Source organism: Prosthecobacter sp. GW821-HT29F12, assembly GCF_058803405.1.
This window is the reverse complement of the sequence record NZ_CM179517.1, coordinates 6,671,078-6,697,180: the sequence shown is the minus strand read 5'-3', so window position 1 is coordinate 6,697,180 and position 26,103 is coordinate 6,671,078. Positions and strand designations below refer to the sequence as shown.

Here is a 26,103-nt window from a genome sequence, read left to right as displayed (position 1 = left end):
CTGCCTGCCATGATCCGTGCCCTGATCCTCATTCTCCTCCTCGGCAGCCTCGGCTGCTGGTTGGATCGTGAGCATCAGGCGGGGCGGTTCCAGCGTGTGGACGAGTTGTTCCTCGACTTTCTCGTCGCAAACGCGCGGGATCGTTTTGTCGCGGCCGATGATCATGCGGTTTCCTCTTCTCCGGTTGTGCTGGTGAAAATGCGTGTGGCTGACAAGTCGGAATATGCAGGCTGGCCCCCGCGCCCGCTGGACTGGCAGATGGTCCTGAAGGGCTTGCAGGCGTACAATCCGGCCGTGGTGGTGATACCCGAAACACTGTTTTGGGGCCGTCCTTCGCCCGAGTTTGTGAATGAGGCAGCGCAGGCCTTGGTGCCCTTTCCGAGCACGGTTCTGGGCGTTGAGGCCCAGTTGGCAGCCAGCCGTGAAGCACCCGCATTTCTCGGCGGCCTCGAAAGCTCTCTGCCACCCTTTCAAAAGGTGCAGGGGGACATTGGATCCGTTCCGCCTTTAGGGGCCTTGATTGCTGCCCCGGACGACCTGCTCCGCCGACAGGCAGAGATCGGCATCGCCCTGCCATTTGATGCAAAGAACACCCGCAAACTGGCTTATGCCATGCAGGAGAGCGGCCATCTGCTGCCAACCGTCCTGGCCCAGACTCTGGCACGTTTCACCCAGACGCCGTATGCCACTCAGCGCCTGCTGCTGGGTCCTGGAGCGGGTGCTTACCTCTCCAATGGTGCTTTTGTGCCGCTTTCGGCAGCCGGTGAATTCATCATCAACACGAAACAACCCGTCCACGAGGTGGATGTGCTCCATTTGATGACGTCGGAACTGGCCGATGCCCTTTCTCCGCAGGACAAGGCGAATCTCTCAGGTGACAAGGTGATCGTCATTGGAACCGATGATGACGCGCAAAGCGGACTGGCACGCCTGCATGCCCAGGCGCTCGCCCAGGTCCTCGCCCTGCCACGTCTGCGACTGCTGCCTGCCTGGGCCCAATGGATCATCTGGAGTGCCGCCGGACTGACTGGGCTTTGGCTGGTGTTGTTTGTCCCACGCAGCAAAGCCATCCTGCGTGGCACGCTGTGCATCTTCGCCGCGCTGGTCGTCTGCTTTCTCGCCTTTCAGTCCAGTTTGATCTGGTGTCCGCCGACGATTCCCGCTGCTCTGATCGCCGTATCGACGGTGTTTGCGCGAATCGCCGGCCGCAGGAAGCAGACTCTTACCTGACTGCCTTTTTGACTGGGACGGCAAAGACCTGCACCTCGATGTAGTGGTTCATCTCGTTGGCCGAGTTGCCATTGCTCCATAGGCGGACGTAACGAGCCTTGGCGGCCTTGCCTTCAATGATGCGGCCATAGTTGGTCTCAATGTAGGAGGGGTCTTTGCCCTTTCCTAGGCCGGAAGTGTTGTCATGATCGGAATTCCACAGGGTGGTGACACCGGTTCTGAACTCGGGATCGTCCGACACCTGAATGACCACATCTAGGTAGGCATGCGCTGCCTTGTGATAATGCCATACCGCGACTTTTTGCAGTGTGTGAGTGGCTTCGAGATCGATCTGCACCCACTGCTTCCCAGGCATGAGTTCGACGAAGCTCCCATCGGAGCCGTCGGCATCACCATCCGTGATCAGCGTGAGATCACCGATGATGGGAGCTGCGTCCGAGGCAGTGACCTTTTTTCCCTTCGCGACGTTCACGGTCCCTTTGAGAGCCTTGAAACTCTTGATCCACTTCGAGGGGTCGGTTATCTCAACATTGGGAAGATCCAGCACAGGGGGGGCGATGAACAGTGGCTTGGGGAGATCTATTTTTATTTCTTCCTGCTCTCCAACCAAGACACCCGTCTCAGCAGGTGTGACAAAATCTGGCAATCGAGTCCCGACGATAAAATCCTGGTCCTGCTGGCTTAAACTCGAAAGTGGCACTGTGACCACAGTCCCGTCTTCACGTTTAAGCAGGATATTGTCGCCCGTGCGACGGACCAGTTCTGCCCGGATCTCATTCTGGCCGCTGGCATCCTTCCAGATGCGGTCCGCAGATTGGAGCGCCCCCGCCACCAGACACAGGCAAACCAGAATCCCAGGCTTCAGCGGCAGTCGTTTCAGATGGGTGCGCATGATGCCAAAAGGTGAAACAAGAACGCCGGACGGCAACCGGATAGCAGGCACCCTCCATGCGGGCCAATGGGGGCGCCCCCCTCAATTAGCCCTTGTGGAACACTGGCAAGCCCCTAGTGTCGGCCTCCCCTCCCCCAAAACAATATAGCATGCGTTTTCGCAACCTGACCCGCCGGCGTGAGATCGGCGCCAATTCCTACCTCCTCGAAGCCGGAGATTCTCGCGTCGTGCTGGATGCCGGCATGCACCCGAAACGCGCAGGCTACGAAGCCCTGCCGGATTTCGCACCGCTGCCGCACAAGTCGGCCAACGCAGTGATCATCACGCATGCGCATCACGATCACATCGGCTCCATGCCCGTGCTGCAGCGCAAGCAGCCAAACACCCCGGTGCTGATGACCGAAATCACCGGCGAGCTGGCGTCAGCGATGTTGCACAACTCTGTCAACGTGATGACGAAGCAGCGCGAGGAGGAAAGCATCACGGAATACCCCCTTTTCACCCACCGCGAACTGGATGACATCCGCGCCCAATGGATCTACCGCGACATCGACCGCCCGTTTGAAATTCCGGACACCAATCTGGAGGCCACGATGTTCGACGCCGGTCACATCCTCGGTTCCACGGGCGTCCTGGTCCGTGAAGGCAGCAACACGTTGTTCTATACGGGTGACGTGAATTTCGAGGCGCAGACGATCTGCCGCGCCGCCGACTTCCCCACCAGCGGCATCGACGTGATGATCGCCGAGACGACGCGTGGCGATTATGCACGCCCGGAAGGCTTTTCCCGCAAGAGTGAAAAAGAACGTCTCGCCGGAGTGATCCGCGAAACGCATGAAGCCGGTGGCGCCGTCATGATCCCCGTTTTTGCCCTCGGCAAGACGCAGGAGGTCATGCTGATGCTGCACGAACTGCATCAGGAAGGCCTCATCCCTGAGATGCCGCTCTACATCGGCGGTCTGAGCACCAAGATCACCGTGCTCTATGATCACTACGCCTCCCGCAGCCGCCGCAGCTATCCTGGCTTTCGCCTGCTGGACGACATGAAGATGCTCGTACCACGCAAGAGCAAGAAACGGCAGGAAATCGTTTCCAGCCCGCGCTCCCTCTACGCGCTTTCCAGCGGCATGATGACGGAGCACACCGTCTCCAACACCTTCGCGCAGAAATTCCTCGATAATCCGCGCAACACCGTCTGCTTCGTCGGCTACACCGACCCCGATTCCCCCGGCTACAAGATCCGCAATGCCACCCCCGGCACGATGATCAAACTCGCCAAGGACATGCCTGCCGTGGCACTGAACGCTCGCATCGAGAGCTTTGACCTCAGCGCCCACGCTTCACGTGAGCAGATCGCCGAATACATCGAGAAGGTGAAGCCCAAGAAGCTCCTGCTCGTCCACGGCGAAGAGCCTGCGCAGATGTGGTTCACCCGCCGCTTCACGGAAACCATCCCCGGGACGGAAATTATCCGCCCTGAACCGCATCAGCCGATCGATCTCTGGTAACTTCCGGCCATGCCGCGCCTCATTGCCATAGTCGCCATGTCCAGCAACCGCGTCATCGGACGCGAGGGCAAGCTGCCGTGGCATTTCCCGGAGGATTTGAAGTTTTTCAAGCGAACGACACTCGGCCACCCCATCCTCATGGGGCGTGCGACGTATGACTCCATCGGCAGGCCGCTGCCGGGACGCCAGAACATTGTTTTAAGCCACACGATGGCACCACGCGAAGGGCTCACCGTCATTCGGAGCGCCGCCGAACTGCCGCAGGTGTGCAGTGAAGCCGAAACCGTCTTTGTCATCGGCGGGGCACGCGTGTTCGAGGAACTTCTACCCCAGTGTGATGGACTGTATCTGACCTGGATCGCCGAACCCTACGAGGGCGATGTTCTACTGCCCCCCTTCGAACATCTTTTCCAACTCAAGGAAATCGTGGGTCAATCGGAAGGCTTGGAATTTCGCTATTACGAAAGACTGGCAGACGTGAAATAACAGCACCCCCAAGGTGTTTTCACATCCTCCTTACAACTCATTTACGAGCGCCTGACGCATCGTTTTCGATCTGTGGAAGACTACCCGCAGACAACGAAACGGAGACGGTTCAGTCAAAACTTTCAAATAGTGGTTCCTTCTGGCTGTTGGACTCTATCAAGCGACGGGGCGGATCGGGTGATCCGCCCCGTTTGCTTTTCTGGCCAGGGCGCGAACACCCGCTTCCCCTCCTCACGGTAGGTTTCTGATACTGAAATGCTTGATTTCCCTGCTCATGTCCCGAAGGTGCAGTAATCGCCGCCAACCTTAGACGATGAAATTCGCCATTTTCGGAGACATCCACGCCAATCTTGAAGCCCTGCAGACCGTTCTGTGGGACGCTCAGGAACAGGGTTGTGCCAATTACGTCTGCCTCGGCGACATCGTCGGCTACGCAGCCAACCCGGTGGAATGCCTGCAGGCAGTGCGGGATCTCGGCTGCCCGGTGGTGCGCGGCAATCACGATGAAGGGGCCGCCAGCGAGAGCTCCCTCGAAGAATTGAACCCCCTGGCCCAGAACGCCCTGCTGTGGACGCGTGAACAGCTCAGCGAAGAGCAGCGCCAGTGGCTGCGGGATCTGAAGCTGGTGCGCCAGGTGCGCGACTTCACCATCGTCCATGCCACTCTCGATTCTCCCGGCAACTGGGGCTACGTGACCAACCGCTTTGATGCGATGGCCAGCTTCAGCTACCAGTTCACGCAGGTCTGTTTCTACGGCCACACGCATGTGCCCCGCATCTTTGAAAAAGACGACGCTGTGCGTGCCGCCCGTGGCACCGACGTCATGCTGCAGCGCGGTGTGAAATACTTCGTCAATGTGGGCAGTGTCGGCCAGCCCCGTGACGGCGACTGGCGTGCCGCCTACGCCATCTACGACGTGCAGGCGCAGACGATTTCGATCCGCCGGCTGGAATACGACATCGAAACCGCGCAGGGTAAAATCCGTGCCGCTGGTCTTCCCTCTCTGCTGGCCGACCGTCTTGCCTTGGGCAAATGAGCGCCGCCACGCGCCAGCTTCCCAGCCTGCGCGATTTCCGCTCCGCGCTCATCGTCAAGCCGAGTTCCTTGGGCGACATCGTCCACACGCTGCCTGCCGTGAAAGCGCTGCGGGATGCGCATCCGCAGCTGAAAATCCGCTGGCTCGCCAACACCGAATGGACGCCGATCCTGCAGGGCAGCCCGCTGCTCGATGAAGTGATCCCCTTCCCTCGCAAAACTTTTCGCGGTCTGACCGGTCTGGCGCGCTTCTGGAACTGGCGGCGCACCTGGATGACACTGCCACGTGAGGAGCCCGAGATCGTGCTCGATTTCCAGGGCCTTCTGCGCAGTGGAGTGGTCAGCAGCTGGCGTGGATCGCAAACCGTCATCGGCCTCTCGGATGCCCGCGAAGGCTCCCGCTTCTTTTACAACCACACGGTGCCAGTGAATGCCGGAGCCCATGCGGTGGACCGCTATCTGGAGCTGCCGCGTGCCTTGGGCATCCGCATCGAGCCAGAGGACATCGCCTTTGAGCTCACTCCCGGCGCTGCGCCCGCTGGCTGGCCTGAGGTGCTGCCGAATTTCATCGCCGTGCATCCCTGGTCACGTGGGGAGGGCAAATCTCTCTCCAATTCCTCCCTGCAGGCGCTTTGCGATGCTTTGGCTCCGCATCCCGTCGTCCTCGTCGGCATAACATCCGACCCGACCCGCCCAACCGGAAGCCATATTCATGACTGGAGCCAGCGCACCTCCCTGCCCGAGCTGATCTGGATCATGCGGCAGGCAATGTTTTGCATCAGCGTGGACAGCGGCCCCATGCACATCGCTGCAGCGGTCAATCCGCAGACGCTCGGCATCCATACCTGGAGTGATCCGCGCAAAGTCGGCCCATATCCTTCCGGTGCTCACGTCTGGAAAGGCGGACGCATCGCGCCGCGCGGCGAATTCAGCGCTGAGGAATACCAGAACGATGCCAGCGTGTCCGAACAGGACGCACGCGGCATCGGCGAATGGGTGTGCCAAAGACTGGCCTAAGGTGCTGCCGGTTACTTCTTCGCGGCAGCGTCCTTGACCATCTTCACATATTTGGCGGGATCGGCCTTGAAGTCCTTGAGGCAGGATTTGCAGCAGAGATACACGTCCGTGCCTTCGTGGGTGACTTTGACCGGCTTGCCCATCTCGCCACCGAAAGCTTCGCCAGAGACGGCGCAGGTTTTGAGGGGGTAGGAGGCAGGGATGCCTTCAGGAGCCTTGCCATCGGCGGCATGAAGGAAGCTGAGGCTGAGGCTGAAAAGGAAGAGGAGACCGAGGATGACTTTCATGGTGATGTGGTACGGATGGATTAACGGGAAAGTTTGGCCAGATATTTGGCCTGATTGGCTTCAAACTTCTTCACGCAGGGTTTGCAGCAGAATTTGATCTCCTGCCCGTTGTAGATCTTCGTCACAGGATCGCCCATGGATCCGAGTGTGTTGCCGCTGACGAGGCAGGTCTTGAGTGGGTAGGGTTTTGTTCCAGGAGCGGCCTGCAGGCCGAAGGAGGTGAGCAGGAGAAGAATGGCGAGTTTGGTTTTCATGGGTGTGTTTTTTGTTTTGAAGGGTGGCTTAAAACCGGAAGCCAAGACCGGCACCGAAACCATAATCAGTATGGTAGGCGGTGGAGAGGGACAGGCGCTTGGTGAGCATGTATTCCGCGCCAAAGGCGAGCTCCCATATCTGCTGCGTGTCATACTGAGCACGGGCATTGACACTGAAGCGCGGGGTGATCTGAAAGGTTCTGCCAATGTTGAAACGGAAATCACCGGCACTGCCCACGTTGGCGGTAAGTACGAAAAGATAGGGCAGCCGATACCAGAAGCCGGCGAGTGCACGGTTCTCGGTGCCGGAAATGTTGGTCAGGCGTGCGCCGGTGAAGACGCCGAAGTTGGGATTGATGTAGCGCTCGTAGAGGAGGTCGATTTCGTATTCGGTTTTGTGCTGTGAATGATTGAGGCCGATCTCCCATGGAATGCGCAGGGCATTGCGACCGCTCATCAGAGTTGCGGTGCCGTCAGAGAGCTGGGAGAGCACATTGAAGTCCGCAAACGGGTAGAGCATGGGCATGGCGTGCTCTCCCATGGCAGGCATGTGCGGCATGAGATGGGATGGAGCTCCCAGCTGCGGCGTTTCCTTCTGATAACTGACGATGCGGGCCATTCCCTCCATCATGTGATAGAGGATGTGGCAGTGGAACATCCAGTCGCCCTGCTCATTGGCCTCAAACTCGATGGTGCGTCGGCCCATGGGTGGCACATCGACAGTGTGCTTCAGTGGCGACCACGCCCCCTGGCCATTGAGCAGGCGGAAGAAATGCCCGTGCAGATGGATCGGGTGGTGCATCATCGTGTCGTTCACGAGTTCCATGCGGAGGATTTCACCGCGCTTCACGGGGATGACACCGTCCTCATCAATGGTCTTGCCATTGAAGGACCAGATGTAGCGCTGCATGTCACCTGTGAGGCGCAGCGTCAGCTCGCGAACTGGCAGGCCGGCAGGCAGCGTGGTGGGCTTCACGGCGCGCAGCTGGCGGTATGGTGCCATGGGCCGCGGTGGTTGCTCCGCCGTGCTGTCGGCATCCATGTCATCCAGCGCGGCCATAAGCATGTCATCCATGCTGTAGAGATTGGGTTTTGGCACTGTGGGAGCGGGATGTTCAGCGCCGCTGCCAAAGAAGGCGCTGCTGCTGCCGGAGCCATCCTGCGCCGTGGCACGCAGCTCCCAACGACCGCTCGCCGGGACGGTAAGCAGCACGTCATACGTTTCGGCGATGCCCATGAGCAGACGCTGCACTTTCACGGGCTGCACTGAAGTGCCGTCTGCAGCGACAATGGTCAGTGGACCGGTGGCTGACTCCAGATAAAAATACGTGGCCGCCCCGGCATTGATGAAGCGCAGTCGCACGGTTTGCCCAGCCTTGTCAGGAACGTTGAATTGACGGACACCATTGATGAGAAACGCATCATAGGCCACATCCGAGATGTCCATCGGCGGCATGCGCGAGCGCTCGCGCGCCAGGTAATCCTTCAGCATGCCCTTTTTCATGGCTCCCGTGATGCTCTGTGCCGTGCCCTTTTTCACCGGATACCAGTTCGTGCCACGCTTGAGGCTGCGCAGCACCTCATGCGGATTTTCGTTGATCCAATCGGACAGGACCATCACCTGATCCACATCTGCATGCTCGGCTTCGCCGCCGCGTGGCAGCACCACGATGCTGCCATACACACCCCGCTGCTCCTGCAATCCGGTGTGCGAATGAAACCAGTAGGTGCCTGCATGCCGCAGTGGGAAGGTGAAGGTGTGCGTCTGCCCGGCCTTGATTGGCGGCGTGGTCACATAGGGCACGCCATCCTGTTCATTTGGCAGCAGCAGGCCGTGCCAGTGGGTGGAGGTTTCCTCATGCTTCAGCAGGTTGTGCACATGAATGACCGCCGTGTCGCCCTCACGGAATCGGAGCGTCGGTCCAGGCATCGTACCGTTGATGGTCAGCGCCTTCACGGCTTTGCCAGCTGGAGACAGCACCTGCTCCGCGATTTCCAGATCATACTCCACCGTGGCCGCCATGGCAGACGGCAGCGCTCCAGTCAGCAAACTGAGGCAGGTGAGGATGGAAAAACGGGTGTGCATTCAAACCGATAAACACCACATCGGACCGAAACCCTCGGTAATTCTTATCATTCGCAATCCGCCACAAAATTTGTGCATTTTCCGCAAGGGTTTGGGCGGACCTGGGTGTTAGTCATGATAACATTCTTGATTCCATGAACGACGACCAGCTTCATCAGCTCCTCCGCGAATCTCCCGCACCCGTTTCACTGCCCAGTTCTTTCACCCGGGAAGTCTGGGCACGCATTGAGGCCGCCGAAGCCACCTCTCTCCGCACAGCCCTGTCTCAGCTCTGGCAGGCCTGGCTGGGCACGCTCGCCCGGCCTGCGCCTGCTTTTGCCACCATCGCCGTCTGCATGCTGATAGGAGGCGGGTTTGGCTTGATCCAACAGCGCGATTCCTTCCCGGCGAGGGGTGAGCTGGCCTATGTGGAATCGATCAATCCCTTCCTGCAAATGGACCACGAGGTGTCGCCATGAAGCGCGGACTGATCATCCTCATCGTTGCTGTCATCCTCGGCGTTGGCATGTTCTTTGGCTCGCGGCGGATGCTGCGTCCATGCGACTGCGTGCAGACGGCGCAGATGCCAGTCGAAAACGGCAGCCTGCTGCCCGAACTCCAGTGGCTGCGCGTCTCACTGCATCTCACCGACCCGCAATTTGAAAAGGTGCAGGCACTGCATCTGGCCTATCAGCCGAAATGTGCGGAGTTGTGCATGCGCATCCAGCATTCAGACCATGCACTGCAGGAGGCTGCCTCTCGAAGCCGAGTAGTGACGGCCGATGTCACGAAACTCATGCATGAGCGCGCCGATCTCACTCAGGAGTGCCAGCAGGCGATGCTGCAGCATGTCTATGAGACAGCCGACTGCATGGCGCCGGAACAGGCGGACAAGTACCTGAAGATCGTGCTGCCCCATGTGCTGGGGTCAGTCCATTCATCCCACTGAGTCATCTGCATGTCCGATACGCCTCCCGACGCCGACATTGCCGCCATGCAGCGACTCGCCGCAGGTGATGATCTGGCGCTGAACAGCCTGATGGAACGCTGGAAGAACAAGGTGGCCGCGTTTCTCCTGCGCATGACGGGCAATACCGCCTCGGCCACCGACCTCACGCAGGAGACCTTTGTGAAGCTGTATCAAAGCCGCGCGCGCTATCATCCCTCCGCGCCGTTTCCGACCTATCTCTTCCGCATTGCCGCCAATCTCGCGCGCAACCATGCGCGCTGGAGGCAGCGGCATCCCACGGTTTCCATCGACAACGAAGACGATCATGTGCCTGAGAGCGTGGAGACCCAGCCCGGCCCGGATGAGCAGATGGTACACAGCGAGCAGTTGCAGCGCGTCGAAGCTGCACTCGCAGCGCTGCCTGACGATCTGCGCGAGGCCATGCTGCTCTTCACTTACCAGGACATGAGCTATGCAGAGATCGCCGCCGCCGTGGGCTGCACCTCCAAGGCGGTTGAAACACGCATCTACCGCGCACGTCATATTTTGCGCTCCTCACTCGGCGGTTCCCAGACGGACTGAGTCTGCCTTGTCATGCACTGCGCGAGCTTTGCGCATTACAAGGGTTTGCCGAAGCAACGGGGTTTGTCGTCGTTGAAGCAGATGCTTCTTCAACACTCAACACTACCACAACATGAAAACGAAACTCATCAAATCCATCATCATCGGAATCATGGCAGTCAGCGCCTTGGCTCTCGTCTCCTGTCAGGCCACTGCTGCCAAGCACGCCAGCTGCTGTCCTACCAGCGCTGTGACCTGCAGCAAGTGCCACACCGTCACGTTCAAATCCCCCTCGGTCACTTCAGCTCCTGGTGACAAAGGCATCATCACCCTCCACTCCTCCAGCCACATGAGCTGCCCGGACTGCGAGACCAAGCTCGTCGCCTGGGGCAAGAAGGGCGAACTGCCTACCCACACCTGCAAGACCTGCGGCGGCACTCTGCATCACTGCTCGATCCACTAAGCTGGTGCGTGGCATCCACACGGGCGGCGTCTGTGATCCAGACGCCGCTTTGTTTTTATCGAACGTGCGGGACTTTGAGCCCAAACCAAACCACGGCGCACAAGGCGAGCCCACCACCCGTGCCAAAGGCAACGAGAGGTCCATATGCCGTCCACAGCCAGCCCATGAGCAGGCTGGCAGGCAAAGCACCGATACCGGTGATGAAATTGAAGCTGCCAAATGCGCGACCACGCTGGGCGTCCGGATAAAAATCGGCCACCAGCGCACGCTCCGTTGATTCCGTCATGCCGTAGAAGAGACCATAGGCGACAAACAAGGCCCAGATGTGCCAGGGTTGATTCGCGAGGCCAAAGCCCACATACACCAGCGCATACACGCACCAGCCACCGATGATGAGTCCACGGCGGCCGATGCGGTCACTCAGCACGCCCGCAGGATAGCTGCTCAAAGATTTTACCAAGCTGAGCGCCAGCCACAGCAGCGGCAGACTGCTGACCGGAATGCCCACCGCCTGCGCTCGCAGCAGCAAGAAAGCATCGCTCGAATTTCCCAGCGTGAACAGCAGCACTGCGCCGAGATAGCTCTTGAAGGCGGGCGTGACATTGAAAGGAACCACGGATTTGTCGACAGCAGGTGCTGCGGGAAGCAGCTGATCCCGTGCGCCAAAGATCAGGCAAGCCATCGCCCCAACCATGGGGATCACGGCGATCCAAAACAGCACCCGGTAATCACTCGTGAACCACTGCAGCATGACCCAGGCAATCAATGGGCCGAACACAGCTCCCGCATTGTCCATGGCACGCTGCACACCAAAGGCCGCTCCACGCTGCTCCGCTGGCACAGAGGCGGCCAGCAAGGCATCGCGCGGCGAAGTTCGGATGCCTTTACCAATACGGTCGATAAAGCGTGCGCCAAGCACCTGCGCCCCCGTGGCGGCAATGGCAATCAAAGGCCGGGTAAGCGCACTAAGGCCATATCCTGCGATCATGAGCGGCTTGCGCTTTCGCACCCGGTCAGACCACCAGCCGCTGGCGATTTTCAGCAGGCTTGCTGTGGACTCTGCGATGCCCTCCACCAATCCCACAAACGCCATGCTGGCCCCCAGCACCGTGGTGAGAAAGACCGGCAGCAGCGGGTACACCATCTCGGTGGAGACATCGGTGAAAAAGCTCACCCATCCCAGCGCCCAAACGGTGGCTGGTAAGCGTGGGCGAAGAGTTTTGGGCTTTGGATCACTCATGCTGTTTATTTCACACTGTCCGACACTTTGCCAAACCGTACATACAAGGCTGGCAGAAGAAACAAATTCAGCAATGTGCTGGTCACGAGTCCACCGAGAATAACGAGCGCCATCGGCCGCTCGATTTCATTGCCCGGCACATTGCCTTTGAGGACAAGAGGCAGCAGCGCGAGCGCGGCGGTGGAGGCGGTCATAAGGATGGGAACGAGGCGCTCAGCACTGCCCTCCAAAACCAGATCCAGACCAAAGGTGCGACCTTCGTCGGTCTGCAAATGTCGGTAATGACTGACAAGCAGAATGCCATTGCGCGCAGCGATGCCAAGCACCGTGACAAAACCAACCAGCGATCCGAGTGAAAGAATGCCACCTCCCAGCCACGCCGCCATGACACCTCCGATAAGTGCAAAAGGCAGCGTAAATGCGATCAAAACGACCAGCCGTGGCGACTGAAAGTCAGCAAGCAGCAGCACGAGAATGCCAGCGAATGAAGCCAGAGCGAGCCAGCCGAGGCGGCTCTGCGCGGACTGGCGCTCTGCCCATTCGCCGAGAATTTCAGGATGATACCCAGCAGGAAACTGCACTTTGCTCACACGCTCTTCAATCTCGCGGGCGACTTCCCCAAGCGCGCGACCGGTGACATTGCAGGTCACGTCGATGCGGCGGGAGGCTCCTTCGCGTTTAATCGCGTTCGGCGTCGGCACGATGGCAAGATCCGCCACATCCTCGAGGCGTACATGCCCGCCGGCAGGCGTTTCGATGAGGAGTTCACGCAGCGTGGTGTAGTCAGCACGCACCGCAGGCAGGCTCCAGACCGTGACATCATGCACGCGCTGATCCTGGTACACTTCGCCCACTTTCCGCCCGCTGATGAGCGTGGTCACTGCCTGGCGCACTTTGCCTGCTGTGAGTCCGTGCAGTGCGGCTGACTCAGGCCGCAGCTTGACTGTAATCTGGGGCACTAAGGTGAGTGATTCCACCTTCAAGGCACTCACACCGGGAACATCCTTCAAAGTCGCTCCGACAGCCGCTGCTCGATCTCGCAGCACATCGAGATCGGAGCCGAAAATGCGCACGACGATGCTGGCGCTGGCCCCCGTGAGCACTTCCTTCACACGCTCCCGCAGAAAGGTGAGCAGGTCACGCGTGAGACCTGGATAGCCATCCACCACTGCCTGCGCTTTGTGAATCGTTTCATCGTAATCCACATTGGGATCAAGGCTGATCCACAGCTCCGTGAAGTCCGGGCCCACCACTTCATCCGCCACCTCCGCACGACCAATGTGCGCGCCAAGATTCCGCACGCCGGGAATCGCGCGCAGATCCTTGCTGGCGGCAATGGTGATGCGCGTGCTTGCTTCCACTGAAGTGTTCGGCTTTTCCAGCCAATGCATGAGGAAGTCACGCTCCTTGAAGTTCGGCAGAAACTCCTCCTTGAGCTGGGTGTGCCAGATAAATCCCGTGAAGGCAAAAGCACCCGCGAGAATCAGCAGCGCCAGCCAGGGACTGCGCGCAAACACCGGCAGCACAGCACGGTAGGCAGCCTTGAGTCCACGGGCGACGAAGGCATCACGATGCTGACCATCCTTGACTCGCAGCAGCATCAAACTCAACGCGGGTGTGACTGTCAGCGCCACAACTAGCGATGCGCTGATGGCAAGAATGTAGGACAGCGCCAGCGGTTTGAAAAAAGTGCCCGCAAGTCCGGGCAGGAAGAACACCGGAATAAACACCAGCACGATGATGACGCTGGCGTACACCACTGCGCTGCGAACCTCCAGCGAAGCTTCGAGCACCACCCGCAACTTTGACTTTGGCTCTGCAAGCCCGGCGTTTTGCCGCAGACGGCGCAGGATGTTTTCCACATCAATGATCGCATCATCCACCACTTCGCCGAGCGCGATGATGAGCCCCGCGAGAATCATGGTGTTGATCGTTTCACCGCGCCATGACAGAAAGAGCAGTGCAATGGCCAGCGAAAGCGGGATGGCCGTGAGGCTGATGACCGTGGTACGCCAGTCGCCAAGGAACAACGCGAGCACGACGACGACCAGCAAGCAGCCGAGCCACAGCGCCTCGCTGAGATGATCCATGGAAAGCTGAATGAAGGTGGCGGGCCGGAAGATGGTGCTGTCCATGTCCACCCCAAGAAGGCCGGGTTTCAGCTCCTCCAGCATCTTTTCGACACCATGCGTGACATCGAGAGTGTTGCCCCATGGCTGCTTTTCGACAATGAGCAGGATGCCCGGACCATCATTGATGACTCCATTCCCAATCGGGGCCGGGTTGCCGATCTTCACCTCGGCGACATCACCAAGACGGATTGGCGCGCCATTGCGAAACTCCACCACCGTGCGCGCCAGATCCTCCGGCGTGACGATCAAGGCAAGCTGCGCCACGCTGAGCCGCTGATTGGGAGTGTCGATGAATCCGCCTGCGCTGATCACCGCCGCATCGCCAGCGGCCTTGGTGATCGCATCCAGCGTCACGCCTGCCGCGCGCAGGCGCTGGGGATCCACGAGCACCTGAAACTGCTTGTCGCGCTGTCCCCAGATCGCGACGTTGGCCACTCCACGGACGGACATGAGGCGCGGCCGAATCGTCCAGCGCGAAAGTTCGCTCAGCTCCATCTGCGACAGCGTTTTCGACGTCAGCCCCACTTTCAGCACACGGCTCAACGACGAATACGGCGACATGAGCACGGGCGGTTTCACCACGGCTGGCAGCCGATTCTGCGCGAGATTCAGTCTTTCCTGCACGAGCTGCCGTGCCTTGAGGATGTCCGTGCCTGTATCAAAGATCATCACCACCGAGGACAGACCCAGCACGGACTTGGACCGCAGCGTCTTGAGAAACGGCAGGCCGTTAAGCGAGTTCTCCAGCGGTACCGTGACCAAGGCATCGACTTCCTCCGTGGAAAGTCCCGGTGCCTCAGTCTGCACCTCGACCAGTGGCGGCGCGAATTCAGGAAACACATCCAGCGGCGCATTTTTCGTCGCATTAATGCCGACCAGCAGCAGCGCCAGCGCGGCAGCGACGACGAGCACGCGCATATTCAGCGCCCAGGAGACGATGGAGTTCAGCATGGCCGTTATTTCCCCGTCATGAATTCTGTGCCAAACAGCTCCGCTGAGCCATCCGTCACAATTTTGCTGCCGGCAGCAGGACCGCTGGCAAGCACCGCATCAGAGCCAGCGATGCGGGCGACCTGAATGCGCTTTCGCGTATAAACATGCTCAGCGGTTTGAACATAGACCCACTGGCCGCCGTGAATGTCATGCAGCACCGCATTGAAAGGAATGACCAGATGCTCTTCCTGACTGTCTGGAGTGGGGATTTCCACGGCAAGGCGCTCTCCTGCACGCAGGGTGCTGTCTGCTGGCAGCTGATAATACCAGTCCACGGTATTGGTCAGGGCATTCGCCGTGGGTGGTCCCGCCACGGGTTCAGCGCTCTGGCTTTTGGCATCAAAGCCGAGGGTGCGGATGCTTGCGGCCGCCTTGGCATCGAGCAGCGGCAACTCACCGCTGTAAATCGCCACCCGCACCCAGGCGCGCTTTTTGCCGCCCGTTTTACCGACGGGATCGCCCAGGATGTCACGCTGCGCTTTCGCAGTTGCCAGCGTGCCCTCGGCAAGTGACAGCGCCGTTTTCGCTTCATCAACGGAACGCACACTGCCGGCCTCGGCATTGAGCACTTTTTGCGCGCGCTCGACGGCGATCTTCGCAGCCTCGATCTGCACCCTGGCCTGGAGGATGCGGCCATCCGCAGCAGCCTGCAAATCCGCAAGACGCAGCACCTCGTCAAGCGTGCCTCCCAGCACAGGCGCAACGCCGCCGCCTTCCCCAGCCAGAGGATAGACGACTTCGCCTGAAAACAACCGCGTGCCGGGCACTCGACGCTTTTCAACCGGGACGACTTTCAGCCGCAGGCGCTGCTCAGCATCGGGTTTGAGAGTGATAACCACGAGGTCACCTTCCTTGGTCACGGCGGCGGGAGCAGCACCACCCGAATCGGCGGCTTGCAGTGAATCCACCGCAAAAAGGAGAGCAAAAACGACAGAGGTTTTCATGGTGTGCAAAAAGTAAAAAATCAAAGCCGGGCCTGCATCGCATCTTCCAGCGCACCAGCGGCAGTCTGTGCCTCGATATCGGCGGCCATGCGCGCGAGATTGGCGGTGCTGGCCTCAATCTGACGGCGTGTGAGTTCGAGCGGTGAGAGCTCACCGGCATCAACCATGCGTTTTGTGGTACCAGCCGCAGCAGCCGACTCCTGCGACAACGTGGCCGCAGTCTGCGCCTTTTTCCGCGAGGCCTCATACGCAGCCAGTGCGATGTTCAGTTCGCCCTGAATCGTGTCCTGCTGCGCCAAAAAGCGCGCTTCGGCAGACTTACGTTTCGCCTCTGCCTGTGCGATTGGACCGCGATTGCCATTGATGGGGAGTTCCAGGCTCACGCCGAGCTGCCAGCGGTTCTGTCCTTGGTTGTAATCAAACCCGGGGCCAAGTCGTATATCAGGATACTGCTTGGCGTATTCCAACCGCAGTGCGGACTCCGCCGCCGCATAATCGGCCAGCAGTGCCATCAAATCAGCCCGCTGCGTCAGTGCCATTCGACGGCTGCTGCTGGTGCTCTGCGCAGGCAGGCGCGTGAAACCGGAAAAATCGAGCGTGATGCTCTTCAAGGCCGACAACGGCACTCCCACAGCAGCAGCAAGTTTTGCCTCGCCGGTGGCAGCCAGTCGTTGGGCATCCTGCAGAGCCAGACGGGTGCGGTTCAGCGCCAGACGCGCCTGGGTCAGCTCAAACGGCGAAACATCGCCTGCCTCCATCTGCGCCGTCAGTTTCTTGATCGCCTCATCATGCAGTTTTTGCTCCGTCTCCAGCAGGCGGATGTTTTCACGGGCGCTGTGCAGCTCAAGCATCGCCAAACGCACACGCGAGCGTGCGGTCCATGCCCGTGCAGACACACGCCATCTCGCCGCTTCCGCAGCAGCCATTGCCTGCTCCGTGCGCCTTGTGCGTTTGCCGGCGGTTTCGATTTGATAAAAAACGTTTCCAGCCAGAAACCAGGGCGTGATCGAGGTGCGGTGGAAGCTGGCATACTGCGGGCCAAAGGTGAACACGGGGTTTGGCCGCTGTTTGGCCGTTTTGATGGCTGCGTATAGTTCCTCCGCCTCTGCGCGTGCCAAGGTTACATCCGGATGAAAATACGCTGCGGCCAGCGCCAGACGATTGACTTCCCAGGTGCCGTTTTCCGCCTTCTGTTCTGCAAGAAACTGCCGCAGGCCGGGATCACTCAAAGAGCGGCCTGCAAACGCCGCCGAACTGGCCTCCGCAGATAACGGACGCGCCTGATAGCTCAAGCATGAATTCAGCGCAGCCACAGCGAGGATGAACAGTAACCGGGTATATTTCATGCAGTGCGGTTTTGACTAAGCGGAACCATGAACAGGCCACCAGTGAAAAGGTTGTCATTAACCCGTCATGATAGACTCGCAGGCAGGCTCAGCGTGAGCTGAGTGCGCTCGTCCGACAAGACCTCGAAAGCCAGGCTGCCGTGATGGGATCTGGCAATGGATTGCGCAATGCTCAGACCGAGACCGCTGCCCTCGATGGCGCTGCCATGCGAAGCATCGCCACGCAAAAAACGCTCGAACACACGGGATCGAAGCTCGAGCGGCAGGACCGGTCCGGTGTTGGTGATGCGGAAGATGACTTGCTTTTCGTCGTGATTCAGATCCAGAACAACACTGCCGTTTTTGTGGTTATGCTTCACGGCATTGTCTCCCAGGACCAGCAGCAGCTGGCGCAGCCGCATGCGATCCCCCGCCACCGCCGAGGGCTGACACGCCGCAAGTGTAATGGTGATGTTCTGCGCAACAGAAAGAAGCGTGAGGTCTTCCACCAGATCACGCACGAGTTCATGCAGAGCTACGATGCCATGGGAGGACTCCAACTGGCCAGCGTCCGCCTTGGCCAGGAAAGCTAGCTGGCCGACAATGACCGAGAGACGCTGCACCTCCTCAAGCATGGAGGCGATGCGTTCACGATGCGCCGCCGGTGTTGTGTCATCACCGATCATCTGCTCCAGGGTGCCGTGGAGAATGGTGAGCGGTGTTTTGAGCTCATGCGAGGCATGCAATGTGAATTCCCTTGCCTGGGTGAATGAGGCGCCCAAACGTTCCTTCATGCTGTTAAAAACGGCGGACATGCGGTCAAGCTCATCCCCATTTCCGCTGCGTGCCACGGGTTCGGCGAGATTGGACTCCGTGGTTTTTTCGAGAGCCTCTGTCAGCTCTTCAATGGGACGCAGGGCACGCCGCATGAGCAGGCGCCCGCCAATGATGCCAAGCAGGATCGCAGGCAGACCGCCAAACAGGATGATTTCCACCGTCTCCCACAGCGGGGACTGCTGCAAGGTGGCCGCGACTCCGCCCTGCAGCGCAACTTCACGCTGCTCGGTGAATTCAAACCAGCTCCAGAACGCGACGATGACCAAGGACACACTGAGCGTGGCGGCGTAATGCAGCAGGATGCGGCGGCGCAGTGTCATGGCTGAAGGCGGAGCGCGTAGCCAAGGCCGCGCACGGTTTGAATGAGGACGGGCGAATGATCACGATCAATTTTTTCCCGCAGACGCCTGACATAGACATCCACCAGATTGCTGCCGGGATCAAAATCATACTCCCACACGCTGACGATGATCTCACGGCGACTGACCACGCGGCCCTCCGCACGCAGCAGGCACTCCAGCAGGAGGCTCTCGCGCGAAGACAAATCAATGCGCTTGCCTGAACGCCGCGTTTCGCGCGTGCCTGTGTCATAAGTCAGATCCGCAAGCGTCAGCACCGCTGGTTTGAGAACCACATTCCGCCGCAGCAGCGATCTCAGCCGCGCGAGAAGCTCGGACATGGCAAAGGGCTTGGGCAGATAATCATCCGCACCCGCATTAAGGCCCTCCACACGCTGCTCCACATCGCCACGGGCGGAAAGCATGATGACAGGCGTGGTGCGCCCCTGCTGACGCAGCTCACGCACAAGGCTGAGGCCGTCGCGCTTTGGCAGCATGATGTCCACCAGCAAGGCATCAAAGGTTCCCTCCAAGGCACGCTGGAGGCCGCTTTCGCCATCGCCCACGTGACTGACCTCGAACTCCTCCTGCCGCAGCGCGCTGGCAAGCAACGCGGCGGTCTTGGGATCATCTTCGACAATCAGGATGTGCATGGGAACATGGAAGCAGGCAGGACGACGACGGCAAATGATGAAGTTGTCATGCAAGCACCCCGGCCTTCATGAGAGTTTTTTCATCTTGCAGGCAAAATCATAACTCGGCATTTCATTACCACCTCGTTAGCCTGCCATACAGCCTGCTTTCACGCTCCTTTTCACTTCTCCAACCATGACTCCCAACCCACAACCAACAGTCATGCCCAGACGACTGACACCACGATCGACCATCGCCCGGGGTGCTCTGTTGATCACCGCCATGTTTCTGCTGATTGCGCTGCTCATCCGTGTCGCGCTTATGATTCAAGGGCGGTATGACATCGCGTGGAATCTTTCTCTGCTCGGCTCGTTTGGCTTTGGCCTTTGGTATGATCTGCTGGCCGCCTGCTACGCGGTGGTGCCATGGTTTTTGCTCACTCTGCTGCTGCCACCTGCGCTGTGGCGCAGCAGGGCGGCCCCTTGGGTTGTGTCTTTTCTCCTCCTGTTGTACGCCGTGGTGTTCATTTTCATCGGCGTGGCGGAGTGGTTTTTCTGGGATGAATTTCAGGTGCGGTTCAATTTCATCGCGGTGGATTACCTCGTTTTCACCCAGGAGGTGATCGACAACATCCAGCAGTCCTATCCGATGCCGCTGATCTACGCCGGACTGGCGCTCGCCGGCTCTGGTGTGGTCTGGGTGACATGGAAGACAGGCGCGGTGCGCTGGGTATGCGCAGGAGAGAGCGCGTGGAAGCTGCGCGTCCTGCCCGTGCTCGGCATCGCCATCGTGGTGGTGGGCATCTCCTATCTTTTCTCGCAGTCGCAGCTCCCGCGTTTTAACAATGAATTCAATCGCGAACTGGCCAAGGACGGCCCCTATGCTTTCTGCGCCGCGTTTTGGGAGAGCGAGATTGATTACGAGCGCTTCTACCTCAAGCAGGACACCGATAAGGCGCTCGCCCGAGCGAAGGAATTGCTCACTCTGTCCGACACACCAGGTGCCAGCTCTGATCCACGCGATCTGCGCCGCGTCATCAAGCACGAAGGCCCGGAGAAGCGGCACAACATTGTCTTTGTTTCCGTGGAAAGCCTGAGCGCCGCATTCATGAGTCACTTCAAGGTGAACTTCAAGATGCGCTCCTATCTCACGCCGAATCTCGACCGCCTCGCAGATGAAGGGATCCTCTTCACCAATCTCTACGCCACGGGCACGCGCACCGTGCGCGGGCTTGAAGCGCTGACTCTCAGTGTGCCGCCAACGCCGGGCCAGTCCATTGTCTGGCGGCCGATGAACACGAATCTCTTCACCTCCGGCTCCGTCTGCCGCAGCCGCGGTTACGACGTCAGCTACCTCTACGGTGGAGACGCGATGTTTGACAACATGCGCACCTACTTTTCCCGCAACAACTACCGGGTGATCGATCGCGGCACCAAACCCAAAAGCGAGATCACTTTCCAAAACGCCTGGGGTGTGGCGGACGAGGATCTGTTCCGCTGGGCCCTGCAGGAGGCGGATACAAACCATGCCGCAAGCAAACCCTTCTTCATGCACGTCATGACGGTGTCCAACCACCGCCCCTTCACCTTCCCGGAGAACCGCATCGACATGCCGCAGGGCTCTCGTGATGCCGCCGTGAAATACACCGACTGGTGCATCGGCGACTTCCTCGAAAAGGCGAAATCAAAGCCGTGGTTTGCCAACACGATCTTTGTCGTCGTGGCGGATCACTGCCACGGCAGCGCAGGCAAGGTGGAGCTGGATGTCACCAAGTATCACATCCCCTGCATCATCTGGAATCCTCAGCTCATCCAACCCCGTTCCTACGACCGCCTGTGCAGCCAGATCGACATGGTTCCAACTCTCTTTGGCCTGATGAACTGGAGCTACACCACGCGAAACTTTGGCCAGGATGTCTTCTCTTCCGGCTACACGCCAGACAAGGAGCGCATCTACGTTTCAAACTACCAAAAGATCGCCTACATCACCCAGGGTGAATTTGCCATGCTCAAACCCAAGCAGGAGTCCACCCTTGGCAAGGTGGACCTCAAATCGGGCACCATCACACAGGACAAATCAGGAGCATTGAAGTCGCGGCGGGATGACACCATCTCACTCTACCAGTCCGCCTCATGGCTCTTCCGCAACGGGCATCTGGGTGCAGAGACGGACAACCCGTGAGTCACTGGCCCATCCTTAATGGACCACCACTTCGCACCTCCGTGAGTTTGCCATAGAGGATCGTGACACCACCGTTTACAATCACATGATCAAACCCTTCCGCGTAGTGATGCGGGTCGCTGAAGGTGGAAGGATCCGTGACTTTGGCAGGATCAAAGATCACGATGTCGGCATGCGCACCCACTTGGATCATGCCACGATCTTTGAGATGAAAAGTCTGCGCCGGCAGTGATGTCATGCGGCGCACGGCTTCAGGCAAAGTGAGCAGTTTCAATTCGCCCACGTAGCGGCCCAGCACACGCGCATTGTTGCCGTAGCTGCGCGGGTGCGGCACATCCTCGCCAAGGCGGCGCGGCCCGCCATCGCTGGCGATCATCGTGAGTGGATGCTCCAGGAATGTCTGCAAATCGTCTTCATTCATGCCGTGGAAGATGGCGCTGGCACCACCCTGAGCTTCGATCTCAAGGATGACTTCGATTTGATCGTCAAGCGTATCAGCTCCACGCCGCATCTTCGCCGCCTCAGGAATGGTTTTGCCATTGAGCGAGGGGTCCGCCTTGCAGCGGGCGATCACCGCATAGCCGTAATCTTTGCGCCCCTGACGGTCACGCATCTTGGCCATGCTGGCGATGATCGAGGCTTTCTTCTGTGGATCAGCTAGCCGTGCGACGAAGTCTGCCTGCTCGCCTTCGAGAGCGCTGTCCGGCAAAGTCTGGCGCAGCCCAGTGCTGGAGGCCGTGTAGGCGTACTGATCTTGCGTGATCTTCAATCCGTCCGCACGCGCCTTGTCGAGCACTGCGAGCACTTCATGGGCTTTGCCCCATGCTGTCGGACCTGAGAGCTTGATGTGTGAGACTTCAGCGCGAATTTTTGCTTCTTTGGCAATGCGGATGATCTCATCCAGCGCCTCAAAAATGCGCACGGTTTCATAACGCATGTGACTGACATAGATGCCGTCATGAGCTGCAGCGACCTTTGCCAGCTCGATGAGTTCATCCGTCTTCGCAAAAGAGCCAGGCACATAAATGAGCCCCGTGCTCAATCCAACCGCTCCATCCTTCATCGCCTGATCGACCAGTCCTTTCATCGTGGCGAGTTGTTCCTCATTCGGCGCACGGATGAAACTGCCGCCCATGCCCTGCTCACGCACGGAACCATGACCGATCAGGGTGGCCACATTGAGAGCGACTTTCGATTCCTCGATCTCCTGAAAAAACTTTGCCATGTCGGTGCGAGAATGACCGCAGTTGCCAGTGATGATGGTCGTGACTCCCATGCGCAGAAAATTCTCCGCAGCCGGGATGAGGCAGATGTCTTCCGAATGGGTGTGTACATCAATGAAACCCGGGGCGGCCACTTTGCCGCCGGCATCAATAACCGTGTCGGCCGAGCCTTTGACCTGGCCGACCGCCACAATGCGACCACCCTTCACAGCAATACTGCCATGCACCAGCGGTCCGCCACCTCCATCCGCAATCTGGGCGTTGGTGATGAGAAGATCAAAATCAGCCGCCAGGGCGGAACCCGCGAGCAGCAGGGCAAAAAAGAAGCCGGAATTCATGGTGACAGGGAAAGACGTGGCTGATGGCACGGACATTGCCAGGATTCCTTTTGCCAATCCGGCCTCCGCATTCCATATCTTCGCACCATGATCGACCTGACGAACAAGAAAATCGCCCTCCTGATGGGCGGCCCCGGCTCCGAACGCAAAGTTTCGCTCAAAACCGCCGAAAGCGTGGCCGAAGCGTTGCGCAGCAAAGGCGCCATCGTCGTCGAAGTGGATGTTACCGGCCCGGACTTCGAAGTCCCTGGAGATGTGTTCATCGCCATGAACCTGATCCACGGTACCTTTGGCGAGGATGGCCAGATCCAGGCCATCCTCGAACAACGCGGCATCCGCTACACCGGTGCGGGTGTGATCAGCAGCCGCATCGCCTTCGACAAGCTTCTGAGCAAGGAACGTTTCATCGCCGCCGGTGTGCCGACTCCGCTCTCGCAGACCTATCCGCTCGATGGCAGTCAGCCGCTGGCAATCTCCCTGCCGCTCGTCGTCAAACCACCGCGTGAAGGCTCCAGCGTCGGCGTGCATATCTGCCACACGCAGGCGGAACTCGATGCCGCCATTGAAGACGCAAAGAAATTTGGCAATGACACCCTGATCGAAGACTACGTGGCCGGCAAGGAGCTGACGGTCGGCATTCTCGGCGATCAGGTGCTGCCGATCATTCACATCGAACCCGTCGAAGGCTTCTACGACATCAACAACAAGTACCCCTGGATGGGCGGCACCGGCAAAACGAATTACAACTGCCCCGCCAACCTCACCCCCGAGGTGACCAAGGCCGTGCAGGACGCCGCGCTGAAGGCTTTCCGCTCCTGCGGCACCGAAGTCTATGGCCGCGTGGATGTCATGCTGCGTGAAAGCGATCAGGCTCCCTTCGTGCTCGAAGTAAACACCATCCCCGGCATGACCAGCAGCAGCCTGCTGCCCAAAGCCGCGAAGGCCGTGGGCATTGAGTTCCCCGATCTGTGCGCGAAGATCATTGAGCTGTCGATTGCCGCCAGACCCTGAGTTTGCTCAGGCCCGGGTGGGCTTGCGCAGCCACAGATCACTGCAAAACAACAGTACGCCGAGCCAGATCAGGCCAAACGACACCAAGGAAGCGGTGCTGACGGGCTCGTGATACACAAAAGCCCCCACCATGAACTGTCCCGTGGGCGCGAGGAACTGCAGCACTCCGAGCAGCGCGAATGGCAACTGCCGCGCACCATGCGCGAAACCCAGCAGCGGAATCGTGGTGATGATGCCGAGCCCAACAATGAGCAGCAGATCATGCGCTGAAGCCGTGCCCCAGATGGGCATGCCGCTCTGCTGCGTCCAGATCAGATAGAACACCGCCACCGGGATGCCGACCACGGTCTCCACCGCCAACCCGGGCAGTGAACCCAGCAGCGAGCGCCGCCGCGCGAGGCCGTAAAGCGCAAAGCTTCCCGCCAGCAGCAGCCCGATCCACGGAAACCTCCCCAGCAAGACGAGTTGCGTCAACACCCCAAAAGCAGCGGAGGCGATGCTGAATTTTTGCAATCGCGTCAGCCGCTCACCCAGCAAGCGGCTGCCGATGAGCACATTCAGCAGCGGATTGATGAAATAGCCGAGGCTGCAGTCGAGGATGCGCCCATGCTGCGCCGCCCAGACAAAGACGCCCCAGTTGATGGCCAGCAAAAAGGCGGACCAGGCATGTGCTTTGAGCAGGCGCGTATCACGCATGGAGCACAGAAAGCCGGACCACTCGCCGCGCAGCATCAGCAGGGGCAGCACGGTGGCCAGGGTCCAGACCACACGCTGCGCCAGGGCCACGCCACTGCCGAGATGGCCGATCTGTTTCCAATAGACCGGCAGCACGCCCCACAGGCCAAAGGCGATCACGGCACTCAGCACTGCATTGGTGGGTGATTTTTCAGGATTCATGCAGCTGGGTTTTACGAGTGTAGAGAATGAGGAGTGCCGCCACAATACCGAGCACGGCATTCATCACCCACAGCACGGTGGGATGATGATCATAAAGCGGCATGCCCAGAGCGGAGCTGGCGGTATTTCCCGCACACCACGCCAGACTGAGAAAGCCGACGTAACGCCCGCGCATGTCGTCAGGAGAGAGGCTCGCCGAATAGGCCTGCTGCCGCGAAAACGCGGACATCTCCCCCATTGTGAAGACCACCATCATCAGCACAAAGGCAGTGAGCGATCCGCTGATCAGGAAGGTGAGGAAACTGGCTCCCATCAGAATGTAGCCGAGCGCGAGCACCTGCTTGACCGGCCACAACCGCAGTCCTGCCGCCAGCGGCACCTCAAAGAGGCAGATCATCACGCCATTCAAAGCCAGAACGAGACCGCAGAAATGCAGCGGCAGGCCATTGCGCTCAAAGTGCAGCGGAAACGTGGTGTTCGTCTGCCGGAAGATCCACGCCGTGCAGACGCAGGCCCCGAACAAGGCCAGGAAGGCGTGATTGGCACGGATCGACTGCCATGCATGTCCCCAGCCCGCATGCTCGCGTGCCGTGCGTCTACCGCGCGGCAAAAACAGCCATGCGACGATGCCAAAGAAAGCGGAGGAGGCCGCATCCACCACGAAGAGCCAGAAAAATGAATACTCCGCCAGGAACCCTGCCGTCGCGGGGCCAAGGGACCACGCCAGGTTCACGGCAAACCTTTGCACCGCATAGGCGATGACGCGGTGCTCTGGTGGCACAATGTCCTGCACCAGCGCTGCGCTGGCCGGACTACCTGCTTCATTGATGGCCCCCGTGATGAAGGCCAGGGCAGCCAGCGCCCGCCAGTCCACCGCCTGCGACATGGCGATCATGCAAACTGCGCCAGCAAGCGCTGAGACAGCCATGGTGACATTTCGGCCCAGACGGTCCGCCATCCAGCCGCCGATCCCGGCGGCAATGAAGCCCCCTAACGAATACGCAGCCACGGCGTAGCCGGCCTGCGTGGCCGTGTTGCCGTTCCGCGTGATGAAGAGCGCCAGAAACGGCACGACGAAAACGCCGAACCGGTTGACGAAAGTCGCGCCTACGAGAACCCAGAAGGGCTTGGGCAGGAGGTGCAGTTGAGATAAAAGAGACATGGTTGGAAAGAGAAAATGAGATTCATGGAAAGTGGGGAGATGAGCGGGTACGCAAAACGGGCCGGCTCACGTGAGCCGGCCCGTCGAAGGCTTTGAAGGTTG

At 59.5% G+C, this 26,103-nt stretch carries 24 protein-coding genes; 11 read left to right on the top strand and 13 right to left on the bottom strand.

Annotated features, from left to right (window positions below; translation table 11 throughout):
- Positions 1-9: 9 nt before the first annotated feature.
- Positions 10-1,230, top strand: coding sequence for a hypothetical protein (locus AC3RLQ_RS27685; protein ID WP_493031867.1), 1,221 nt, complete (start codon positions 10-12; stop codon positions 1,228-1,230).
- Here the strand turns inward: AC3RLQ_RS27685 and AC3RLQ_RS27680 are convergent.
- Positions 1,223-2,122, bottom strand: coding sequence for an SHD1 domain-containing protein (locus AC3RLQ_RS27680; protein WP_493031866.1), 900 nt, complete (start codon positions 2,120-2,122; stop codon positions 1,223-1,225). The two genes, AC3RLQ_RS27685 and AC3RLQ_RS27680, sit on opposite strands and share 8 nt — an antisense overlap.
- A 149-nt stretch (positions 2,123-2,271) precedes the next feature.
- Between AC3RLQ_RS27680 and AC3RLQ_RS27675 the strand changes: the two genes are divergently transcribed.
- The 4 genes from AC3RLQ_RS27675 (at position 2,272) to AC3RLQ_RS27660 (ending at position 6,168) form a co-directional block, all read left to right on the top strand.
- On the top strand, positions 2,272-3,630 hold the full coding sequence (locus AC3RLQ_RS27675) for an MBL fold metallo-hydrolase (protein ID WP_493031865.1): 1,359 nt from the start codon (positions 2,272-2,274) through the stop codon (positions 3,628-3,630).
- Positions 3,631-3,639: 9 nt separating this feature from the next.
- A complete protein-coding gene (locus AC3RLQ_RS27670; RefSeq protein ID WP_493031864.1) occupies positions 3,640-4,116 on the top strand; it encodes a dihydrofolate reductase in 477 nt (158 codons plus the stop codon).
- 313 nt (positions 4,117-4,429) lie between these two features.
- Entirely contained in the window at positions 4,430-5,152 is a 723-nt protein-coding gene (locus tag AC3RLQ_RS27665) for a metallophosphoesterase family protein (protein WP_422318478.1), read from the top strand.
- Positions 5,149-6,168, top strand: coding sequence for a glycosyltransferase family 9 protein (locus AC3RLQ_RS27660; RefSeq protein ID WP_493031863.1), 1,020 nt, complete (start codon positions 5,149-5,151; stop codon positions 6,166-6,168). Before AC3RLQ_RS27665 ends, AC3RLQ_RS27660 begins: the two co-directional genes overlap by 4 nt.
- Positions 6,169-6,179: 11 nt before the next feature.
- On the opposite strand, the gene AC3RLQ_RS27655 is transcribed toward AC3RLQ_RS27660, so the two are convergent.
- From AC3RLQ_RS27655 to AC3RLQ_RS27645, 3 genes are read right to left on the bottom strand one after another with little or no spacing between them, the layout of a single operon-like run.
- Complete coding sequence (locus AC3RLQ_RS27655) at positions 6,180-6,455, bottom strand: hypothetical protein (RefSeq protein WP_493031862.1); 276 nt, start codon at positions 6,453-6,455, stop codon at positions 6,180-6,182.
- A 20-nt stretch (positions 6,456-6,475) separates the two neighbouring features.
- Entirely contained in the window at positions 6,476-6,709 is a 234-nt protein-coding gene (locus AC3RLQ_RS27650) for a hypothetical protein (RefSeq protein ID WP_493031861.1), read from the bottom strand.
- 28 nt (positions 6,710-6,737) lie between these two features.
- On the bottom strand, positions 6,738-8,795 hold the full coding sequence (locus tag AC3RLQ_RS27645; RefSeq protein ID WP_493031860.1) for a multicopper oxidase domain-containing protein: 2,058 nt from the start codon (positions 8,793-8,795) through the stop codon (positions 6,738-6,740).
- Positions 8,796-8,929: 134 nt separating this feature from the next.
- Here AC3RLQ_RS27645 and AC3RLQ_RS27640 point away from each other — a divergent pair, with 134 nt between their 5' ends.
- The 4 genes from AC3RLQ_RS27640 (at position 8,930) to AC3RLQ_RS27625 (ending at position 10,747) form a co-directional block, all read left to right on the top strand.
- Positions 8,930-9,253 (top strand): hypothetical protein, encoded by a 324-nt coding sequence (locus AC3RLQ_RS27640; protein WP_487687546.1) that lies wholly within the window; start codon positions 8,930-8,932, stop codon positions 9,251-9,253.
- Positions 9,250-9,723 carry a hypothetical protein gene (locus AC3RLQ_RS27635; RefSeq protein ID WP_493031859.1) on the top strand — a complete coding sequence of 158 codons (474 nt, stop codon included), beginning with the start codon at positions 9,250-9,252 and terminating at the stop codon, positions 9,721-9,723. Before AC3RLQ_RS27640 ends, AC3RLQ_RS27635 begins: the two co-directional genes overlap by 4 nt.
- 9 nt (positions 9,724-9,732) lie before the next feature.
- Complete coding sequence (locus AC3RLQ_RS27630) at positions 9,733-10,305, top strand: RNA polymerase sigma factor (protein ID WP_493031858.1); 573 nt, start codon at positions 9,733-9,735, stop codon at positions 10,303-10,305.
- Between the two features lie 112 nt (positions 10,306-10,417).
- The gene (locus AC3RLQ_RS27625) at positions 10,418-10,747 is read left to right on the top strand and encodes a hypothetical protein (protein ID WP_461523888.1); all 330 of its coding nucleotides are present in this window, start codon (positions 10,418-10,420) and stop codon (positions 10,745-10,747) included.
- Between the two features lie 55 nt (positions 10,748-10,802).
- On the opposite strand, the gene AC3RLQ_RS27620 is transcribed toward AC3RLQ_RS27625, so the two are convergent.
- The 6 genes from AC3RLQ_RS27620 to AC3RLQ_RS27595 all read right to left on the bottom strand — a co-directional run bounded on the left by AC3RLQ_RS27620 (position 10,803) and on the right by AC3RLQ_RS27595 (position 19,209).
- On the bottom strand, positions 10,803-11,987 hold the full coding sequence (locus tag AC3RLQ_RS27620) for an MFS transporter (RefSeq protein ID WP_493031857.1): 1,185 nt from the start codon (positions 11,985-11,987) through the stop codon (positions 10,803-10,805).
- 5 nt (positions 11,988-11,992) lie between these two features.
- The gene (locus tag AC3RLQ_RS27615) at positions 11,993-15,070 is read right to left on the bottom strand and encodes an efflux RND transporter permease subunit (protein WP_493031856.1); all 3,078 of its coding nucleotides are present in this window, start codon (positions 15,068-15,070) and stop codon (positions 11,993-11,995) included.
- 5 nt (positions 15,071-15,075) lie between these two features.
- Positions 15,076-16,056, bottom strand: a complete 981-nt coding sequence (locus AC3RLQ_RS27610) for an efflux RND transporter periplasmic adaptor subunit (protein WP_493031855.1) — start codon at positions 16,054-16,056, stop codon at positions 15,076-15,078.
- Between the two features lie 20 nt (positions 16,057-16,076).
- Entirely contained in the window at positions 16,077-17,402 is a 1,326-nt protein-coding gene (locus tag AC3RLQ_RS27605; RefSeq protein WP_461523884.1) for a TolC family protein, read from the bottom strand.
- Positions 17,403-17,467: 65 nt separating this feature from the next.
- Positions 17,468-18,538 carry a sensor histidine kinase gene (locus AC3RLQ_RS27600; RefSeq protein WP_461523883.1) on the bottom strand — a complete coding sequence of 357 codons (1,071 nt, stop codon included), beginning with the start codon at positions 18,536-18,538 and terminating at the stop codon, positions 17,468-17,470.
- On the bottom strand, positions 18,535-19,209 hold the full coding sequence (locus tag AC3RLQ_RS27595; protein ID WP_461523882.1) for a response regulator transcription factor: 675 nt from the start codon (positions 19,207-19,209) through the stop codon (positions 18,535-18,537). The genes AC3RLQ_RS27600 and AC3RLQ_RS27595 overlap by 4 nt, the downstream gene beginning before the upstream one ends.
- Positions 19,210-19,411: 202 nt before the next feature.
- On the opposite strand from AC3RLQ_RS27595, the gene AC3RLQ_RS27590 reads away from it, so the two are divergent.
- The gene (locus AC3RLQ_RS27590) at positions 19,412-21,370 is read left to right on the top strand and encodes an LTA synthase family protein (RefSeq protein ID WP_493031854.1); all 1,959 of its coding nucleotides are present in this window, start codon (positions 19,412-19,414) and stop codon (positions 21,368-21,370) included.
- 1 nt (position 21,371) lies between these two features.
- On the opposite strand, the gene AC3RLQ_RS27585 is transcribed toward AC3RLQ_RS27590, so the two are convergent.
- Positions 21,372-22,931 carry an N-acyl-D-amino-acid deacylase family protein gene (locus AC3RLQ_RS27585; protein ID WP_493031853.1) on the bottom strand — a complete coding sequence of 520 codons (1,560 nt, stop codon included), beginning with the start codon at positions 22,929-22,931 and terminating at the stop codon, positions 21,372-21,374.
- Positions 22,932-23,018: 87 nt separating this feature from the next.
- On the opposite strand from AC3RLQ_RS27585, the gene AC3RLQ_RS27580 reads away from it, so the two are divergent.
- Positions 23,019-23,942 (top strand): D-alanine--D-alanine ligase, encoded by a 924-nt coding sequence (locus AC3RLQ_RS27580; protein WP_493031852.1) that lies wholly within the window; start codon positions 23,019-23,021, stop codon positions 23,940-23,942.
- A gap of 6 nt (positions 23,943-23,948) precedes the next feature.
- Here the strand turns inward: AC3RLQ_RS27580 and rarD are convergent, their stop codons facing one another.
- Together rarD and AC3RLQ_RS27570 are read right to left on the bottom strand one after the other, a co-directional pair.
- A complete protein-coding gene (gene rarD / locus AC3RLQ_RS27575; protein WP_493031851.1) occupies positions 23,949-24,839 on the bottom strand; it encodes an EamA family transporter RarD in 891 nt (296 codons plus the stop codon).
- On the bottom strand, positions 24,829-26,001 hold the full coding sequence (locus AC3RLQ_RS27570; RefSeq protein ID WP_493031850.1) for an MFS transporter: 1,173 nt from the start codon (positions 25,999-26,001) through the stop codon (positions 24,829-24,831). The genes rarD and AC3RLQ_RS27570 overlap by 11 nt, the downstream gene beginning before the upstream one ends.
- Positions 26,002-26,103 lie beyond the last annotated feature (102 nt).

What these genes read in the sequence shown, in the direction of transcription:
- AC3RLQ_RS27685 (WP_493031867.1), top strand. Translation starts at nt 10, where the DNA reads ATGATCCGTGCCCTGATCCTCATTCTCCTCCTCGGCAGCCTCGGCTGC.
- AC3RLQ_RS27680 (WP_493031866.1), bottom strand. Translation starts at nt 2,122, where the DNA reads ATGCGCACCCATCTGAAACGACTGCCGCTGAAGCCTGGGATTCTGGTT.
- AC3RLQ_RS27675 (WP_493031865.1), top strand. Translation starts at nt 2,272, where the DNA reads ATGCGTTTTCGCAACCTGACCCGCCGGCGTGAGATCGGCGCCAATTCC.
- AC3RLQ_RS27670 (WP_493031864.1), top strand. Translation starts at nt 3,640, where the DNA reads ATGCCGCGCCTCATTGCCATAGTCGCCATGTCCAGCAACCGCGTCATC.
- AC3RLQ_RS27665 (WP_422318478.1), top strand. Translation starts at nt 4,430, where the DNA reads ATGAAATTCGCCATTTTCGGAGACATCCACGCCAATCTTGAAGCCCTG.
- AC3RLQ_RS27660 (WP_493031863.1), top strand. Translation starts at nt 5,149, where the DNA reads ATGAGCGCCGCCACGCGCCAGCTTCCCAGCCTGCGCGATTTCCGCTCC.
- AC3RLQ_RS27655 (WP_493031862.1), bottom strand. Translation starts at nt 6,455, where the DNA reads ATGAAAGTCATCCTCGGTCTCCTCTTCCTTTTCAGCCTCAGCCTCAGC.
- AC3RLQ_RS27650 (WP_493031861.1), bottom strand. Translation starts at nt 6,709, where the DNA reads ATGAAAACCAAACTCGCCATTCTTCTCCTGCTCACCTCCTTCGGCCTG.
- AC3RLQ_RS27645 (WP_493031860.1), bottom strand. Translation starts at nt 8,795, where the DNA reads ATGCACACCCGTTTTTCCATCCTCACCTGCCTCAGTTTGCTGACTGGA.
- AC3RLQ_RS27640 (WP_487687546.1), top strand. Translation starts at nt 8,930, where the DNA reads ATGAACGACGACCAGCTTCATCAGCTCCTCCGCGAATCTCCCGCACCC.
- AC3RLQ_RS27635 (WP_493031859.1), top strand. Translation starts at nt 9,250, where the DNA reads ATGAAGCGCGGACTGATCATCCTCATCGTTGCTGTCATCCTCGGCGTT.
- AC3RLQ_RS27630 (WP_493031858.1), top strand. Translation starts at nt 9,733, where the DNA reads ATGTCCGATACGCCTCCCGACGCCGACATTGCCGCCATGCAGCGACTC.
- AC3RLQ_RS27625 (WP_461523888.1), top strand. Translation starts at nt 10,418, where the DNA reads ATGAAAACGAAACTCATCAAATCCATCATCATCGGAATCATGGCAGTC.
- AC3RLQ_RS27620 (WP_493031857.1), bottom strand. Translation starts at nt 11,987, where the DNA reads ATGAGTGATCCAAAGCCCAAAACTCTTCGCCCACGCTTACCAGCCACC.
- AC3RLQ_RS27615 (WP_493031856.1), bottom strand. Translation starts at nt 15,070, where the DNA reads ATGCTGAACTCCATCGTCTCCTGGGCGCTGAATATGCGCGTGCTCGTC.
- AC3RLQ_RS27610 (WP_493031855.1), bottom strand. Translation starts at nt 16,056, where the DNA reads ATGAAAACCTCTGTCGTTTTTGCTCTCCTTTTTGCGGTGGATTCACTG.
- AC3RLQ_RS27605 (WP_461523884.1), bottom strand. Translation starts at nt 17,402, where the DNA reads ATGAAATATACCCGGTTACTGTTCATCCTCGCTGTGGCTGCGCTGAAT.
- AC3RLQ_RS27600 (WP_461523883.1), bottom strand. Translation starts at nt 18,538, where the DNA reads ATGACACTGCGCCGCCGCATCCTGCTGCATTACGCCGCCACGCTCAGT.
- AC3RLQ_RS27595 (WP_461523882.1), bottom strand. Translation starts at nt 19,209, where the DNA reads ATGCACATCCTGATTGTCGAAGATGATCCCAAGACCGCCGCGTTGCTT.
- AC3RLQ_RS27590 (WP_493031854.1), top strand. Translation starts at nt 19,412, where the DNA reads ATGCCCAGACGACTGACACCACGATCGACCATCGCCCGGGGTGCTCTG.
- AC3RLQ_RS27585 (WP_493031853.1), bottom strand. Translation starts at nt 22,931, where the DNA reads ATGAATTCCGGCTTCTTTTTTGCCCTGCTGCTCGCGGGTTCCGCCCTG.
- AC3RLQ_RS27580 (WP_493031852.1), top strand. Translation starts at nt 23,019, where the DNA reads ATGATCGACCTGACGAACAAGAAAATCGCCCTCCTGATGGGCGGCCCC.
- rarD (WP_493031851.1), bottom strand. Translation starts at nt 24,839, where the DNA reads ATGAATCCTGAAAAATCACCCACCAATGCAGTGCTGAGTGCCGTGATC.
- AC3RLQ_RS27570 (WP_493031850.1), bottom strand. Translation starts at nt 26,001, where the DNA reads ATGTCTCTTTTATCTCAACTGCACCTCCTGCCCAAGCCCTTCTGGGTT.